The 17,372-nt window shown below is 39.2% G+C and carries 10 protein-coding genes; 7 read left to right on the top strand and 3 right to left on the bottom strand.

The window, feature by feature from the left end:
* Positions 1–37: 37 nt before the first annotated feature.
* The 3 genes from B3394_RS00645 to B3394_RS00635 are packed head-to-tail and all read left to right on the top strand — an operon-like array spanning position 38 to position 3,589.
* Positions 38–1,879, top strand: a complete 1,842-nt coding sequence (locus tag B3394_RS00645; RefSeq protein ID WP_286911886.1) for an HsdM family class I SAM-dependent methyltransferase — start codon at positions 38–40, stop codon at positions 1,877–1,879.
* Entirely contained in the window at positions 1,879–2,964 is a 1,086-nt protein-coding gene (locus B3394_RS00640; protein ID WP_286911882.1) for a BsuBI/PstI family type II restriction endonuclease, read from the top strand. The genes B3394_RS00645 and B3394_RS00640 overlap by 1 nt, the downstream gene beginning before the upstream one ends.
* A 43-nt stretch (positions 2,965–3,007) precedes the next feature.
* Positions 3,008–3,589, top strand: a complete 582-nt coding sequence (locus B3394_RS00635) for a hypothetical protein (RefSeq protein ID WP_286911878.1) — start codon at positions 3,008–3,010, stop codon at positions 3,587–3,589.
* A gap of 54 nt (positions 3,590–3,643) precedes the next feature.
* Here the strand turns inward: B3394_RS00635 and B3394_RS00630 are convergent, their stop codons facing one another.
* On the bottom strand, positions 3,644–4,708 hold the full coding sequence (locus B3394_RS00630; protein WP_286911873.1) for an HNH endonuclease domain-containing protein: 1,065 nt from the start codon (positions 4,706–4,708) through the stop codon (positions 3,644–3,646).
* Between the two features lie 148 nt (positions 4,709–4,856).
* Between B3394_RS00630 and B3394_RS00625 the strand changes: the two genes are divergently transcribed.
* The 3 genes from B3394_RS00625 to B3394_RS00615 all read left to right on the top strand — a co-directional run bounded on the left by B3394_RS00625 (position 4,857) and on the right by B3394_RS00615 (position 8,579).
* Positions 4,857–5,993, top strand: coding sequence for a hypothetical protein (locus tag B3394_RS00625; RefSeq protein ID WP_286911872.1), 1,137 nt, complete (start codon positions 4,857–4,859; stop codon positions 5,991–5,993).
* Positions 5,994–6,005: 12 nt separating this feature from the next.
* Positions 6,006–6,581, top strand: a complete 576-nt coding sequence (locus tag B3394_RS00620) for a hypothetical protein (protein ID WP_286911871.1) — start codon at positions 6,006–6,008, stop codon at positions 6,579–6,581.
* Positions 6,582–7,370: 789 nt separating this feature from the next.
* Positions 7,371–8,579, top strand: a complete 1,209-nt coding sequence (locus B3394_RS00615) for a hypothetical protein (protein ID WP_286911869.1) — start codon at positions 7,371–7,373, stop codon at positions 8,577–8,579.
* 47 nt (positions 8,580–8,626) lie between these two features.
* Here the strand turns inward: B3394_RS00615 and B3394_RS00610 are convergent, their stop codons facing one another.
* Both B3394_RS00610 and B3394_RS00605 read right to left on the bottom strand, forming a co-directional pair.
* Positions 8,627–12,949, bottom strand: a complete 4,323-nt coding sequence (locus B3394_RS00610; RefSeq protein ID WP_286911866.1) for a hypothetical protein — start codon at positions 12,947–12,949, stop codon at positions 8,627–8,629.
* A gap of 12 nt (positions 12,950–12,961) precedes the next feature.
* On the bottom strand, positions 12,962–15,490 hold the full coding sequence (locus B3394_RS00605; RefSeq protein ID WP_286911863.1) for a KAP family P-loop NTPase fold protein: 2,529 nt from the start codon (positions 15,488–15,490) through the stop codon (positions 12,962–12,964).
* Positions 15,491–15,697: 207 nt separating this feature from the next.
* On the opposite strand from B3394_RS00605, the gene B3394_RS00600 reads away from it, so the two are divergent.
* A complete protein-coding gene (locus B3394_RS00600) occupies positions 15,698–17,134 on the top strand; it encodes an HNH endonuclease (RefSeq protein WP_286911861.1) in 1,437 nt (478 codons plus the stop codon).
* Positions 17,135–17,372: the final 238 nt, after the last annotated feature.

Below are 17,372 nucleotides of genomic sequence, written 5' to 3'. Positions count from 1 at the left end.
GATAGCGATTGATTTTAAATTTGATTATTTTTGACACATGAAGAACTCGATTGCCAGCCGTAAAAATAATAGCACAACCTATTCCCTCTTACGGGAAGGCACATTGACAGCACTGCTGCCAGAAACAGATCCCTTAAAAACACTACATAGTGGGAGGATAATGGCAAAGGCGTGGGCAAAGGACTTGGCTGAAAACAAGAAATTTGACCTGGTTCAGAATTTTATAAGGCAGGTAATCGTGGTATACTGGCAGATCGTGCATGATAAACCAGTCACCTTAAAGAGGCTGCCTCCCTTTCAATATTCTTTCAGGAAGGCAAAATTGGACAACTCTGCAACAGCTGTCGCAAATGCCCTCGGGAGGGCGGTTGCAAGGTTTGGTGTTACAGAGGCTGCCTTCCATGTTGGAACAATATATACGTCCCTTCTACCTGACACATTGCGTTCCAAGAACGGGATATTTTATACTCCTCCATCATTGTCTTCTCGTCTTATTGAAATGTCTGAAGTTTCGGGAGTAAATTGGTCTACTGCAAAAGTGGCCGATCCTGCCTGTGGAGGTGGCGCCTTTCTGGCTCCAGTGGCCTTGAAAATGATGGAAGCGCTTCCTGATCTCAAGGGACTTCGGTTAGTGGAACACCTGGAAGCAAATTTACGTGGTTATGAAATCGATCCTTTTGCGGCGTGGATTACACAGGTCTTTCTTGAAGTAGCGGTAAAGGACAGGATTGTCGGAGCCAGAAGAAATGTCCGTAGTCTTGTAACCATATGTAACACGTTGGATTATGAATTTGGAGATGCAGAACAATATGATTTGGTAATAGGAAACCCGCCCTATGGGAAGGTTTCCATAAACGACGCGACAAAAGAAAAGTATAAGGAAAGCCTTTTTGGGCATGCCAACCTATATGGGCTATTTACCCATTTGGCAATTAATATGACCAAATCCAAAGGCATCGTAAGCTACCTCACTCCTACCAGCTTCCTTTCCGGAGAATATTTCAAAAACCTGCGAAGCTATATACTGTCAAAGGCTTCACCGAGTGAAATTGATTTCGTAGCGATAAGGAAAGGGGTATTTGAGGATGTCCTTCAGGAAACAATGCTTGCTGTCTATAAAAAACAGACAATGAAGCAAGCTCAGGTTGGTGTAAATGAGATCATCACATCGACAGAAGATGAATCTATCGTGGAGAGTTTTGGAACTTTTAACGTGAAAGCTTTCCAATCCAGTCCCTGGATACTGCCTCGCACGTCGGAACAGTCCAAGATTATCCCTGCTATGTCAAAAATGAGATTTCGCTTATCGGATTGGGGTTATAAGGTCAGTACGGGACAGCTCGTATGGAACAGGAATAAATCACAGCTCAGCGATACATATAAGAAAAATTCATTTCCGGTAATATGGTCTGAAAGTATTACACAGGAGGGTACTTTTGTGTTACGTGCGGAAAAAAAGAATCACTCTGCCTGGTTTCATTATAAGGGTGAGGAATATCTCCTGACAAGAAAGCCCTGCCTGCTACTGCAGCGGACCACTTCCAAGGAACAGGAAAAGCGACTGAATGCCGCCATTCTTCCTCAGGAGTTACTGGATAAAAGAAAAGCAGTCGTCGTTGAAAACCATATCAATATTATAAGCGGTTCGGATGAAAAAGCTAAAGTCGACCTAAAGGTATTATGCGTTTTCCTTAACAGCAAGGCGGTTAATGATGCTTTCAGAACAATAAGCGGAAGCGTTGCCGTCTCTGCTTATGAACTAGGGTCATTGCCGGTACCTTCACCGCAAAAACTGAAAAAATTAAAGGAGCTGGTTGATGCCAAATCCCACCCTTCTTTGATAGAGAAAGAGTGTCATGATCTTTATACCTTACAATAATGAGTAACCAACTACCACCATACATTACAAGGGAAGCAGTTTTGGAAAGGCTTCCAGCTATTTTTCCGGAAGGGACTCCAAACCGCAACTATTGCATAAGGCTGATGTCGGCCAGTACAATCTTTACCATGCTGTATATCGGAGCCGTTGATGGAAATGATGTCTACGCCGCTCCAAAACATATATACAGGATGACAGTCGAACAGGCTCAAGATGATACATCTGCGGGACGGACCAATTATAGGGCGAATTCATTGAAAAAAGGTGTGGACATCCCGGGAGTCCGATGGTATGCGGATAATACCAGAGAGCCTATACGGGATGAAACCTTAAGGGAAGGGCTTCAACGTGTGGGTGCAGTTATAGCGATACCAATTCCGACGACATCCAGCAAACCGCGCTATGCACTCCAACAGGACTTTGCGGCTCTCTTTAATCCTAATCTTACGGGAGATGGTCTGGCCAGGGCAATTGAGCAATGGCAACATAATAACTTGAGTGCTGGAGCCCTGATCCGAATATCGCTGGCCGGCAGGACTTCAGGTAGTACTACAGGAAACGTACTGGTTTCTCTTCCTAATGGTGAGGTGAGAAGTCTGAGTACCGGATTGAGCTCGGACATTTCTAAGGCGGTAATTGAAATATTCGCGCCAATATACCTGGTAAATCCCGCGGTACTGTGGATAAGTACCAGCGATGCGAAAGTTCCGTATCTGGATAAAAGGATTGCAAACTCTATCGGCCTAAACATAGAGGCGGATAAAGAGTTACCAGATATAATTTTAGCAGACTTGGCAGGGAACACTCCTACATTAATCTTCGTTGAAGTTGTTGCGACTGACGGTGCTGTTACCCCTAGGAGACAGGAGGCCATATATAATATAACTGAAGCTGCAGGACTGGAACGAAAAAGTATCGCCTTTGTTACTGCTTATCTGGACAGGCAAAGTCCTGGTTTTAAGAAAACTATTGCAAACCTGGCATGGGGCAGCTTTGCATGGTTTGTTTCCGAACCTGATAAAATAGTCCATTTTAGCGATGGAAGCTCTAAACTCATAGATATAATTTCTCCAATAAATCTTTAGGTAATTATATTTTTTGCAAGGAAGAAAAATTAAAGCCGAAAACATGATGAATACAGAAGATTTGGTTAAACCTGTTGTTACGCTACCGCCTACTCTAGGAGATTCTATGACATCATCTGACATCATAGCCTTATTTGCAACGTTAATTTCGATTTGTGCATTTGCAATAACTTTTCTAAGTTATCGGAGAGAACGCAGTAAATCAAACCAGGATTTAGTTTTTCAGGAAAAAATAGCTGCCTATAGGGAACTGTCACTTCATGCTAACAACCTCTTCGAATCATTTTTCGACCTTGTAGAAGACTTACAGGATCATGATGGGACAAAGAAAGAATGGACCAAACATCTTAAAAAGGAATGCGGTATCTATTATGATCAGGTAACAAAATTTCAGGAAGTTATTTTTGAATCGATTCCGATATTGCCTGATAAAGTTTACCGCGAATTGATTGAATTTGGTCTTGAATCAAGGCATTTTATTACTTCGGCCTTTAATGGAAATTCCTTGCTGACAATCAATTCACATGATAAGCTGGAGAAAAGCCTACGAAATATTATCAAATTGATAAGGAAGGATCTAAACGTGGATAAGGTAAATATTAACTTGAAGAAGCGGCTAAAATGAAAGTTTTGTAAGCCAACTCATTTGATCCTGATATACTGTGTTGTATCCTTTCAATCAATCCGTATAAAATTGGAAACCGTTATTCGCAGCAATCGAAATTAAAGGAGAGATGGCATCCTTCAACTGATCATAATTAAATTTAGGTTCACTTTGTTGTTTGTTAAACAAGTACACATATTCCTCCAGAAGTTTTGATTTTGGACTGACCTCTGAAACAATCTCAAATGCAGTCTTCTGCAGATTATAAAACTTATCAAAATGCAGATCCATAATTGGAAGCTTATCGCTCTTTATTGAATTATATATTACATCAATTGGGGCCAGATTCCAGATAAGGTCATGCGATACAAAGGCATGGGGCACGAAGTGATCCAGGGCATATTTGGTTATGCTTAATTTACTATCGGTATAAATACATTGGACTGTTCCTAGTTCCTTAAAAACAATATCCCAGTAGTTCTTCCTTTGATTTACAAGCGACCCTCTGAACGGAGGCTTGATTAGCTTTCCTGGAATATCCGAAACATTGGGATTACGGACCTGTAAAAAGTTGGAAAGGTTCCAGTAACAGTAATCTTTAAGAATCCTCGCATTATTCTTTACATAATCCATCCAGATTGGATTGATTTCAATGTGGTCTGCATGCAATGCATATAAAACCTGGTTATGGAAACGCTGGGATTCTCTATAAATTCTGTTCCTGTATTGCGTATAGTTTTCTCCCTTGCTTTTGCAGATCCAGGGGGTCAGGAACCAGTGGGGAACATTCTTATCAAAATGCCTCAATAGGGAAATTGTCTCCCTGTTTTGGCCGGTTAAAAGAACATTCATTAGCTGGTCTTTCCTAATATTTATTGGTATAGCTTCTGCTGTGGCTATCGTTTTTATTGCCTGTTGGATCAAATCCTGGTTGCCAAATGAAATATGGAAATAATTTACCGTATACCATGAGTTTGCCAGCATCTTAGCGAAAAGCTCCCGCTTTTCTATATTCGATTTTCCCTCCTCAACAGATTCGATGATGGAAAGAAGCCAGTAAAATTTATAAGTGGCAGACGTGCTATTAAAGGCAGATGCCAGAGGGGCGATATTCAAAGAGGTCGATAATGGCAGGCTCATGACAACGTTTTTGTTTATAAAAATAGGAAATCGGTATTCATTACCTTCAAAAATCCAAGCAGTTTTTGGAGGGTACGAAATATTTAGTTATCATGTTATATTTTTTTTTTATATTTCCCTTCTATTATAGCTAATAAAGCAAATTAATATGAATAATTTTCAATACACCTTCTACCGAGTTACTAATAACAAAACTTCAAACAAATTTGAAGATCTTTTCAAGGAAATAAAAAACCAGATCGAAATATATGAACGTCAGTACTCTTTGACCATCAATTCATATATCAAGGAGTGGAATCATGAAAAAGCAAAGATTGACGCTAACTATAAAAAAATAAAAGATGATGCCGACCGAGAATATGACGAGATTGTTGGTGATAGCACCGATGATGACACTCACCAGTATGCCATGCATCGATCTGGAGTAGAAGCTGTCCACTATAACCATATTGATGCTACTGAAGAAGTTGAGAAGGAATACATGGATTTTCTCGACCTGTATAGCAAATCTATAATGATTGCACTATATTCCTTAAATGAGAGCAGACTTAACAGCATTGCTACCGTTGCAGCCGACCTGTTTTTAAAAAAAATTAAGCTGGGCCATTTCAGCAAGAAGGACTACCTAAATTCTGTCCTAAATTATCTTGATCTTGTTGTCGAAATCAATATAGAAGCTTTAGAGCCTCACATCAGTAAATTAAAAGATATCCAGGTCTTTAGAAATAAAGTTGTGCATACTTTATCTGTCATTCCCGATAAAGAGGCGTCACAGATAATAAAGAAAAAAAATAGTTCCTTGTCTTATGATAAGGACACAGAAACTGTTAAGATTGTCAGTTCATCCTATATCAAAGATTTTTTTACACTACTGAAAGGTTTTTATGAAGATCTCGCCTGGCTAATAGACGAGAAACAAGATTACGAAATATTAAGAAACGGTTTCCGGCATTGGTTAGGGATATTAGATCGAAAATTACTTATCGAGGACTTGGTCGTAACACCATCAGCCAAGAAAAAGCTTATCACCTTTAAGGTCGTCAGTCCTAGCGACTCATTTCCTGATTTTAACTTTAAAATCGGTGTCAGCAAGGCGAAAGTTAAAGCCATAGATATCACGCCTCAAATCGAAAATGAAAAGATAAATGAACTGATAACGTATGAGAATAGTGTCTCTGGTTATAATATTTTCGAGGTATTAAAGCCTTTCAATTTCGATGATTCCCCTCAAAAACTTACCGTACTTATTTATGACAGTGGAACAGATCAGGTGGATAAAAAATAATACCTATCCTAAATGGCTAAATTAGAGAGGCTCGAAATTATAGTAAGAAAATACAAGGTCTGGAGGAAAGCTAACCCCGATAGGCATATTCTCCATTGTGCGATGCAAGAAAATCTATCTTCCGCAATAATGGTAGCCGCTGGGGCTGTCGATGTTTATGGGAAGATCCACAATCACCAAAGGCGTGTGGGCAGGAGTGTTCTGAATGAATTCGGTGTCATACTATCCCATGCTGAAGCAGAATTCTCGAAGGCCCAGTCCTTTGACGAAATTTTTGCAATAGTGTCTAAATATCGTTTTAGAAAAATTGGGAAATTAACGGTATATGATACCTCAATAAGGATTGGGGAATATTTAAAATTTTATCCGACTAAAGTTTACCTGCATGCAGGCACTGATGTGGGAGCCAGATACATTTTTGGTCCCCTAAAAGGTAGGAATCTTATTGAAGTGGATGAATTTCCGCCAGTGATCAGAAATCTTAATCTGACTCCTGGCGAGATTGAAGATATCCTTTGTATTTATAAGGATGAATTAAAGCATTTAAAATTTGGCATTTATATACTTGAGTGTACCAATCTATTATAATCTATTTTGACTTGATTTCCATTCAAATTATTATTAGAATTCAGTCTTAATTTAGTTATTGAGTAGATTTTTAATCTGGATTTTTTTATTAGTATATTGAAATATGTAAGCGTCTTTAAAAAGTGGTATATATGAAGTTTACGCCAGGGAAAGAAATGGTTGCGGTATCGACATCCAAGAAATTGTGTTATTGATGTATCCAAAATTCTTTACTTCTAATGGTGATGTGACAAATGATAGATGGCGTGTATTCATTATTCATGGTTAGAACCCGGTATAACCACTCACATTTTTGACCGCAGTGCTAAGCTCATCACTTCCTTTGGCAGTCAAGAAGTGGAGTTCATACTAAAAAGTGGACATGAAATGAAGGAGCTTTAGTGCGTTAAAAATGTTGAATGCAAAAACGGAGTACTAAAATCGTTCGTAATACTAAAAATAAGCAGAACTATAAGGTTTGAAAAAAGAACTAGCGAAAGTCAAACTATAAAGAGATAGGGCGAGGTCTGTGCTGTCCTTAAAAGTTTGTTCCATAGTAACAGCATGCTAAACGTTCAAAACGAACACTTTGCTTTAAAAGCGTTAAAGTCGAGGAACGCTATTTACTACCAGAATATTATGTCCAAATAATATCATTTAAGGGATAAAAAAATAATTTATAAAAGTATATTTGCTTGAAAATAAGTCCATAAGTTAAAAGTAAAATGGCCTGAGTTGATGGTTTTTCATGAAATGAAATATGCAATAATGGGCAATATTAAATGATGCGTCATCCCAAAATACTTACATATGATAGGAACAGAATTTATAATTAATTTCGAAAACAAGAAGGCATATCTAACTGAAAGGATTTTTTTGCCTCTTGCTCAGCTTGAATTGCCCGATATCTCCAAACAATCTATCTCTGTCGCTTCCTGGAAGATTAGGGTTCTAGGCTATGATTCCGATAGTAAAAGGATTTTTGTTGAAATTTTGTCCTATAACGCATCAAGACAGCCATTTTCTGAATATCAGATCACTTGTGAAAACGAGTTAGCGAAAGTAGAAAAAATTGGCTTCCGTGATATAAATACACTGGCATTATTACAGACACTAAAAACAGGTAAACAAGTATCCGTTTTTTCTCCCTCCAAAACAGGGAGTACCAATACCAGATATGAACTGATTCCTAAAAACTTTAGAGAAGTGGTTTCCATTCCATTGGATAATTTACATTTCGGATCCGGTTATGTTTCATTTGAAAAAAAAATTGGTGTTCTCCCAAAACCTGTAGAGTTCAGGGTAAAGAATGAACATATCCGAGAAGAGTTTGATGCGATAAAAAATTATTTCGGAAACGTTCTGAAGGCAAAGAAATTTCAATTTGATATTAATGTAAGCATCATTAATCAGGAAATTGAAAGCATACAGGTTAACTCCGCAGATCTCAATCGGATAGACGATTCGATTATTGAATGCGTAAAGTTGGAACTGGTCAATACTATCACAAATAAAAACTTTGAAGACGAAACACAGAAAACACTTTTGACTATCGATGACCTATTTGATGTTCTCACCGAAAATAAAGTGAAAGCTGAGATTTTTTTTCAAGACGAAAAATCACTCCTCGAAGACCTGCTAAAAGTATCCAATACAAAACACTACAGACATTTACGATTTCTATCTGAAAGGCACTCCTTTTCTATAATGAGGCTGAGGTTCATAATCAGGCCTTTCTCTTTTCTTTTTCTGATACAGGGAGAAAGTAAATTCCAGATTGTGTGGGAAACCCTGAATACTGAGGAAGCAACCTATGTCTGGAAAATAGAAAGAGACATTAACGCCTTGAAAACTGAGTTGAAAAAAATTGATGATACCGTTAGAGATATTAAAGTGCTTGGAAAGACTGATTATATATCGAAAAAGGAAGAAAATTTTAGTCGCATCTATCATGATTACTCAGATCCGTTGACAGGATTTGCCAAATGGAAGAATGAAATGGAGAAAGCGCTTAAATAATGTTGCTACAAGAACAACACACAGCACTTCTGCCCCTTTAGATCCTGCTACTCATTGCTGTATACCTTATCCCAAAATTTAATAGACTTTAGAATTCCCTCTTCTTCCCATATCAGATATTTCCTCACTTTCTGGCAGAATGGGACAGATTCAATTTCATCATTGTTGGGATTTGTATTTATAATAGTCATCGCGAACCAGAAGCGCACAAGTCCTTTTTTCTTTAGGTTTGACGCCCATATACTATCATCAACAATCAGAAGATTTTGAGATTCGCCGAAAACATCCGTATTGACCTTGTGGGTGATTCCAACTGTTGAATTTTTCTTGTCTAGATAGTTGCTTCCCTCCAATGCCACTATTCCCAATGTCTTTCTAGCCTGTTTGGAGGGCAGATAGACCGTTTCCTCTCCTTCCACATTTCTTCTTATTATCTTCGCAAGAGAAACATGAAATGTGATGCTATCCGTAAAGTGCCTTCTGCTTCCCTCCTCCCCGATCCAATCCATCCATACAATATCGGACGGATTCGAATAAATATCTGTTTTAGGGCTGGCATGGAATTGCAGGTCATCACGTAACTTTTTCTCATTAAAATTCTTTGATAGGTCTTCTCTGAAGGCTTCAAAGTCGCTCTTTTTAATAAAGCAGCAGTGTATCTCAATTGAGGACTGTATAGTCTTAGTTGAATTGTACAATCCTGTATAGTTATACAGTACTGATCCAGGTCGTTCATCTGTCAGAAAATCAAAATCCGACCTGTCATAATATATCCAATCCTTAAAGTTTAATATCGGCTCATTGTCCACGGCCACCTGAACTGATTCAGCTATGTCCTTATCATCTGGCAGCTCTGGAGCGAGCACTTCCCTGATCATCCATTTGGGTGGATTGAAATAGCTGTCCACCCTGTTCTCAAAGTCGTTGTCAAAATCTTCCCCTGGATTGTGGATTTCTATAATGACCGAATAATCTTTGATCCAAAATTTGTCATCATAATCAGTATATGGCAGGTAATCTGCCAGGTATCCTTTCAGAAAATTTACCGCAAGCCATGTATATTTTTCCTCATAGGTAAATTTTTTACTCTTGCTTCCCTTCCTCGCATCTGTATATCCACTTCCCTTGATACGATCAAATCCTAATGCTTTAATATATGCAAGTGCTGCAGCCATTGCCCATTCTCTGCATCCTATCTGAAACTCATTACCCTGCTCTGACTCATATTTCCTGATAAATGCCTCAGTTTCGCTGGTCATCCCGTCTTTGCCATAGCCTATCTCATAGGTAAGAAACTTGTCATACACATCCCTAATCACATACCAGGCAAGGTCATGCACTATAGGATAAAAACTCTCGCTTGGATTTTTAAGGTAGTACAGCTCAAGGGGAAGGTATACAAATTCGTCCAACTTACAGGGCCTTGCTTTGGCTACTTCGTACTTGTCAATCAATCGCATTTGGAAGGCTTTTTCCACAATGGCATTAAAGCCATATCTCACTATAGCATTGCGGTAGACGAGTTTGTTTTCAAAAATATTCTCCAAGCTCCAATTGGCAAGTTCCCCGATGGCTTCCTTATCTTTGCATCTGCCGGAAATGCCAAGCATTACAGCGGCAAGGTCCTCCTGAATCTGAGGGTCATTGCAGCCAAAAAGCTTATCCAGTAATTTGATGAACTCATGCGGAACCAGTACTGCCCACTGTGCAAGCTTAGTGCGAAGATCTCCTCTTAGTTTTTGGTCCAGCGTAGACAATCCCCAGGCATACATAAGTGGCCTTCCATCATGCTTTTCAAATTCATCAAGCCTGAGATAGGGACTCAGGACACTGCTCAAAGTCCACGAAGACTTGACCTTGCAGACTGTTTTTTCATAGCTGTCCAAGCCTGACCACAATTTATCACGGCTGAATGCGTCGGGAATATTATATAGGATATCATGCAAATAAAGCGCATTAAAAGGGGTGTCCGTCCTGTTGGCCAATGGGTAGACCAATGACTTTAGGATGATAAACCTCTTGTCATAGTCGTTCATAAACATTTCATTGATCCATTGTTCGAACTTCTTTGCCAGCCCGTACGGGGCCGTCGCCAGGGCTTCCAATTGCATCTCAAATATTTCTTGCCCGCTGAATCCTTTTTCCAAATATCCATCCAACCCTATCAATTTTCCCGTCCTCAAAAATATTGAATTGACAACATTCTGGATCAGCTGCTGGCTTGGGGTCTTATTGTATTTCCGTCGAAATTCGATAGGATTCATGTCAACAGGCAAGGCTAAATTTTGAAAGACAATCTCCGGGAATTCCTCCAGGCCTTCATTGATAATTGCTTCGGTGATATTATCGGAAAGCACAATCTCCAGGATGGACTGGTAGGTAATAGTATAGTATTTCTCATACTTTTTTATCATGCCTTTCGATTCCGATCTTTCAAATCGCGTCATGATACCATTTTCGGATAGGAATTGCAGCAGCAGCTCGATTTCAGAATTATCCAAATAATGTTGCAGATCGGGCGTAATTCCTTGTTTTATGAACTTATGGGACATTTCCGGAGAGCTATAGAACAGCTCTGAAATTAGCAGCAGGGCATCAATGACAGGATGCACATCCAAAGTTTTCTTTTTAACCAGCTGGAGGAATTCTTTATTCAATCGATTCAGCTTAAGATTCAGGAGAGTTCCCGTTGCGGTTTCAAAACTGTCCCCTTCTGTTATCGTTTTGCCTTTATATTCTTCACAAAACAGTCGCAAAGCGAAAAGACTATCAAGCCCCCTGAACGAATCCAAGTTTGGAATCGATATGCCATATTCATTAAGATATTTTGGCAGTACTTCAAAGATAGCCACATCTCCTTCCCTTGGTAAAGTAAGTTCATTCAAATAATCATCCTCAGGAATCTTGCTGTTATTGTAAAAGTAATCTCGTGCACTAAATACTATCCTTAATCTGGGAAATTTCTTTGAAATCTCCTCTACCTCACAGATCCTGTCATACCAATTATCCCAATTGGTTATGTCTTCCTCAAGGCCATCAATACAAATCAAAACCTTGGAAAGCTCAAATCCAGGCTCTATGCCAACCTCATTTTGACTGGACTTCCTCACATCATTCCTATGTGCCAAGGTTTCCAATGCTGAGAGCATCTCATTAAGATTCCAGTTGGGTAGCCCCAGCTCTGAACTTAGCAGCGATTCCCACCCTTTGGAGTCGGCCCCATAGGCACGTATTAAAATGGCGGGAGCTCCGGAATTCAGAGATTCCTCAACCCCGAAAGCCAACCCATGAGTCTTTCCTGTCCCTGCCCTCCCGTAGATAATACAGCAGGGCACAGTTTCCAATTCTGCACAGAGCTTCTCAAAACCAGACAGTAAATCAGACTGCAGGATATCGAGCTGCAGCACGAGCTTGTCATACGTTGGCTTTTCTAGGTTGGTGGGGATACTGTCCATTAACGACTGTCTTAACTCGTCAATGGTTTCGTAGATGTCTTGGTTGTGGAAAGACATATCCAAAGTGCCTTCAACAGCCCTGACTGCCATCAATTTAATCTGATCCAGATAGGCAAGAACGTATTTTAGAGAATCCGAAACGCTAATTACAAGGTTATAATAATTTCGACTCCCAGAGTGCCTAACCAGCGGATCGAGCAGGGATTCAAATTCAAATATCTCATCGTGAAGTTTGCTTGCTGTTGCAAATACTTCTTTTCTGAAAAGTGCTGAAAATATCTGCTTGCTGACCTGGGTCTGTATAAGTCCGCTGCTGTTAAGATTGGGCACGTATCTTTCCTTAAGCCAGCTGTTGGTCTTCTGCATCTGGAATCTTTCTGTCAGCATACTGAAAAAGAAAATCTCCCTTTCGAACCAATATTTGTGAACACCCTCATTTTCGGGCTTTTGAATTTCTGCCCTGAGTTCATGATCGAACCACCATGTGAGCTCCAAATCAGGGTAATGCCCACAGAGATCTTTTGTAAGATTATTGATCCTGAATTCCTCGGAATCTTTTATTGGCTTCTTGCCCTTACCTATCTTGAGGGAGTTTATGTTCCTTGGAATGCAGATAATGTATTTTTTTATTGTAGGCCTAAGTCCCATGGCTGTATGGACAGACTTCCTGATCTGGCCTATCTGCAGCTCTTCAAGATTATTCAGGAACCATTTGGATTGTACCGCCACAATCGAATCATCCTTTAGCAGACCATACGCCTCAATGCCCCCGTCTCCCCCGGAGCCATTTATGACCCTGAAATTAATAAGCATGTCTGAATAATTGGCCTGAAGGTACCTTTGAAACAATTGGTTGTTCATTGTTTCAAAAGCGTCTTCTGGACTAAGGTCATAAGTGTTAAAGGAGTTCCACATTGGTACTGTTTTTTAAACATAAAGAGGTATACTGGTCTTTAGTTTCTCACCAAGTTCGCTCTTAAAATTGTACTCGGTAAATTTAGCGAAATCATTGCTTTTACATGCGTCAAAAAATTCAAGAAACTCCAATTTGGCTTCCTGTTCAAGAAATCTATTATCGGCTACTGCATTCCTCAGCTCTATTGGATCTGCAAATATTTTGAGTATTGTGCGGCTGATGGTGTAGTATGATTTGTCCCTGGAATCTGCCTCGATACTCATCTTTAAAAAATGGATCGGATCATGTTCAGGTAAAATAGTCTTGATCTCTTCCGCCATCTTGTCCTCTATATGCCAGTACTTATGGCCCCTTGACGCGTCATCAGTAAGAGGCTCGAATTTTTCCTGTGAGGTCCAATAAAAGATATATACCGCATCCTGGGACAATCCATCCCTTTCAAGATGCCTTCTGAAAAATCCTATTTGGATATCAGTCAGCTGCTCATTTGAAAGAGCGAAGGGCCTTCCGTCCTGTTTTATGTGGTATACCAACTCATTCTGGAACAGGTACGGAAATGATGCGCCATCAAACACGGCCTCTGCCACCGCCCTGAATGCTTCAGGCTCATCACTGTAATATGCAATATGCGGATTATAGGAATAATTCCAGAACAGGCCAATGAGCGAGTCAAAGGGAAATGACCGTAATCCTTCCTGTTCAGCAAATTTCGGCCCGAGGTAGCATAGAGTATTCACCTGCAATTCAAACTGCTCCCTGCTCGAAACTTTAAGCTGGATGATACGTGCCCCGACCTGCCGTAGCATATTGCGCTCCTCGTGTACATCAATAAACTTGCGCATTCCAGCCAATCCTCCAGTCAACGCTGCAACAAAGGCTTTCTCCGATAGTTCCTTGCCTGCCAGACGGTATCGGAAATAGCGTTCAAAGAACATCGGGTAAATTATTGAATTCTTGGCATTCTTTATCCTTTCAAAAGGGAAGAACATATGGTGTAGCAGCCCGGCAATCAGCCCCAGCTCTTCCTCCGTATACCTTTCCTCTCCACGCAAGGTGCGTATAATGGTAATCTTGTTTTCCTCTTCATCTGTATACTTGTCCAGCTCGTAATATTGGGCATGCAAATTCGCATAAGCCTGGTTACTTATAAACTCCTTTTTATTCTCGTACAACCGGTCATATACGATAGGAAATCTGAATTTTAATAACTCCAGTACAAAAAGGCTTTCAAAAAAGACCTCATCCTTGAGCTTCTCATGTGTAATCTTGAAACCATTAATGAATTTTATAACATCACGGGACTGTCGGAATATCTTAGTATAAGTATATTCATAGTCGTGATGAAAACCAGTGGCGATTATATGCTCCTTGTAGACCTGAAGTTCCTCTTGATTTAAGAATAGTGCTAAGTGCCCTTCAAGTATAGATTGAAGGCTTTCTGTTTCCCTCTTAGGTAAGGGGATCTCCAATTGTATTATTTTATCTAGGAAGCCGCTGCCCACATTAGTATTCAGGGTAGCCACGGCCTTGTCAACATAGCCCCTGTCATAAGCAACGAGATAAAATATATTGGTAAAATTACCTGTGTTCCGGATTATGCGAAGGACTTCCAGTATCTCATCATTATACAATCGATCGAGATCATCTATTGCTACTACAATTTTCTTTCCCGAATTCTCAAGCAATTCATTAATAACTTGATAATCTTCGACATAATTTGTGTCATGAAAAAGGCTAGTCAGAAGGCCTGTCTGCTTAATAACTCTTGCAAGTGAGGATTCTGATCGTGCAAGCTTCCTGGAATAGTCGAGTATAAGGCCGGATATCTTTGGATCAATCTTATATAACCTAGTGGATAGGATATCGAAAAAGTCTTCCTGTATATTCGATTTTCCTTCGACACTCCAGGGATTGAACTCCATAAAAGATGTAGTGTTCACATCAAGCTGTGATCCTATCAGATTAATGAATGATGTTTTACCACTACCATATTCGCCAAGTATACCTATAGCAAATGACCTGCTGTTAGATGTATTGTTTATTCTTTTGGCAATATCCTTGGCCAGCCCACGTCTATTAAAACTGTCTTCTTCTTCCCCTTGAATTGGTTTATCCTCTATGAATCCTTTATCGGAATGTTGCGTTTCCTTCTTCTTTTGAGGAAAAATACTGATAACGGAAGGAAATGATAACGCAAAAACAATAATATCCCATATCCTAAGATGCGGAAAAAAACTAAGGGAATAGAATGTCCAGAAACCACTAGAAATTGTCAAGGCGTACAATCCAACTGCCAGGACAGCAATTTGTCTTACAAGCATTTTGCTTGCAAACAGAATAAGCAACAATGAAAGGCAAAGTGCAAAGGCTACTAGCAATATGCCGTTAAAGATTGTATTCTCAAAATGGGAAATAATTCCTTTTACAACGAGGGCGTTAAGACAACCATTTACAACGTCTCTGAAAAAAAATATCAAAGATATAAATACAATTGTCCACAGGATTCCGGAAGATTTCTTTTTGAAGTAAGGTAGGGTCATCTTTATTATACTTAGAATTACGGCTACAGAAAAACTCTTAGTATTTTCTAATCGCAATGAATACCAAATATAAAATAAAATCAGAAAGCGATAAGGTTGATGCTTTTATTCTTCAAGTTTTGTCTCTTCAGCTAATCTTGAAGCATCTTTCTAACGGTCTATAATAAGATAATATATTAATTTTGTATTTCCTTTTAATTTTAGACGATGGATATCTGCCTACTTTGTGATGAACCCATGCATAATAAGCCTAATTTAGGCATTGCACTGGATCCATCAAAAAAATACAAACATAAAGAACATATCATTCAGAACGCCATTGGTGGGAGATTAAAATCCAGCACCATTTTATGTGAAGCCTGTGGCGGCATACTTAACACCGAAATAGACATTGATTTTACAAAACTTTTTCTGCCTTTCACTGCTAGAATCAATGATTTGGCAAAAGATAGGAATGCTAAAGCCAATACCAGATTGCAAGGCACTCACATCGGATCCAATAAGCAAGTAAAGTACGTCAGCAAGACTCCTGTCCCCCTACGCCCAAGCAGAGAGATTAATGATGCAGAGGAAAAGGTTACTATATATTGCCCAAAGGATATCATTGATAATTTTCGAAAATCGGTAAATAAAGAGCTTGAAGAAGCACACAAACAGCACTATCGGATTGATGAAATTTATGAATTTTCTCAAAGCGAGCATGTTTGGATATCCTTTAGCAAGGATGTCAAAGATTTTAATGATAAATGGAAAATGGGTTTTATCAAGATTGCGACTGAATTTGCTTACATGCATGGAGTTCCGAAAGATCAGCTTATTAAAACCTTGGATATAACAGCAAAGAAACTCATCTTCTCTAATAACCTACATCCTTTTGTTCCCGTAACCGCAATCGATCATCTCCTTGAATATAATAGAAATATAATTGAGCGAAATTATCCATCGCATACCTTGCATTTATATACGCAGTCATACAGTGAGCATGACAAACATTTAATCTGCTACGTTGAATTATTCAGTACCTTCCAATACTATGTCGTGCTAACAGATACATACAATGGCCCTGAGGTTATGCAGTCATACAGCCAGAAGATTGTCACTGAAAAAAAAATAGATTTAGATATCAAGGAGCTTCAGCCGAAGGAACTAATGCAAGAAGCACGGTCGTTTGGCATAAACCTAAGTAATGCTCCTGATTCTTCAATGGAAGGTGTCTATGATTACTTTGAGAAAGAGTTTGCAAAGATTCAGCCCGTCTATGAACTCGACTTGAAAAAAGAACTATCGGCATCATTGGAACTTTTAAAAATGGCTATTTTAAAAGCAAATCTTCCAAAGTCCCCATCACAGTACGCAGGCCTCAACGATGAGTTAGCAGCATTCATAGCAAAATTTTCTAAAGAAGATAGGCGGAAAATCTTACTTGAAACTTTTGATTTCTTCTACAATAATGAAGACTATATTATCGAAAGATTTCGGAAATTATATTTTGAAAATGATAGCAACGGAAACAGGGATCGCATAAGCATGATTGCAAAGTGCATCCAAATAGCCGCTAAGGATATAAAACAGGTACAGGATTATGGTCATGAAAAATTTTCCTTTCTTTCCTACTTCCTAAACGTACAGCAGAACATAGAATAGCTGGAGTTCATACTAAAAGTGGACACCAAATGAAGGAATCTTGAGACTTATTCGCTTTCTCTTCTTTGTCTTTTACTCATTTTCCACAGCACGGCTTTAAGCATCTGTTTCTTAAAACCAACAAGATGAGATTGGCCCTCAGGGCATGTTAAGACTTGGTACATCTAGGTGGTAATAAAAATGCCACACGAAAGGATTCGTGTGGCAGTATGTGAAACTTCTAAGAAATTTCGCTTTT

Origin of the sequence: Flavobacterium sp. UBA4197, from assembly GCF_002379575.1 — a bacterium.
GTDB lineage: Bacteria > Bacteroidota > Bacteroidia > Flavobacteriales > Flavobacteriaceae > Flavobacterium > Flavobacterium inviolabile.
The sequence above is the reverse complement of the archived record's forward strand: the minus strand, read 5'-3'. Positions and strand labels throughout refer to the sequence as shown.

Excerpts from the sequence above, each read along its gene's own strand:
- B3394_RS00645 (WP_286911886.1), top strand. The coding sequence starts at position 38 with ATGAAGAACTCGATTGCCAGCCGTAAAAATAATAGCACAACCTATTCC.
- B3394_RS00640 (WP_286911882.1), top strand. The coding sequence starts at position 1,879 with ATGAGTAACCAACTACCACCATACATTACAAGGGAAGCAGTTTTGGAA.
- B3394_RS00635 (WP_286911878.1), top strand. The coding sequence starts at position 3,008 with ATGATGAATACAGAAGATTTGGTTAAACCTGTTGTTACGCTACCGCCT.
- B3394_RS00630 (WP_286911873.1), bottom strand. The coding sequence starts at position 4,708 with ATGAGCCTGCCATTATCGACCTCTTTGAATATCGCCCCTCTGGCATCT.
- B3394_RS00625 (WP_286911872.1), top strand. The coding sequence starts at position 4,857 with ATGAATAATTTTCAATACACCTTCTACCGAGTTACTAATAACAAAACT.
- B3394_RS00620 (WP_286911871.1), top strand. The coding sequence starts at position 6,006 with ATGGCTAAATTAGAGAGGCTCGAAATTATAGTAAGAAAATACAAGGTC.
- B3394_RS00615 (WP_286911869.1), top strand. The coding sequence starts at position 7,371 with ATGATAGGAACAGAATTTATAATTAATTTCGAAAACAAGAAGGCATAT.
- B3394_RS00610 (WP_286911866.1), bottom strand. The coding sequence starts at position 12,949 with ATGTGGAACTCCTTTAACACTTATGACCTTAGTCCAGAAGACGCTTTT.
- B3394_RS00605 (WP_286911863.1), bottom strand. The coding sequence starts at position 15,490 with ATGACCCTACCTTACTTCAAAAAGAAATCTTCCGGAATCCTGTGGACA.
- B3394_RS00600 (WP_286911861.1), top strand. The coding sequence starts at position 15,698 with ATGGATATCTGCCTACTTTGTGATGAACCCATGCATAATAAGCCTAAT.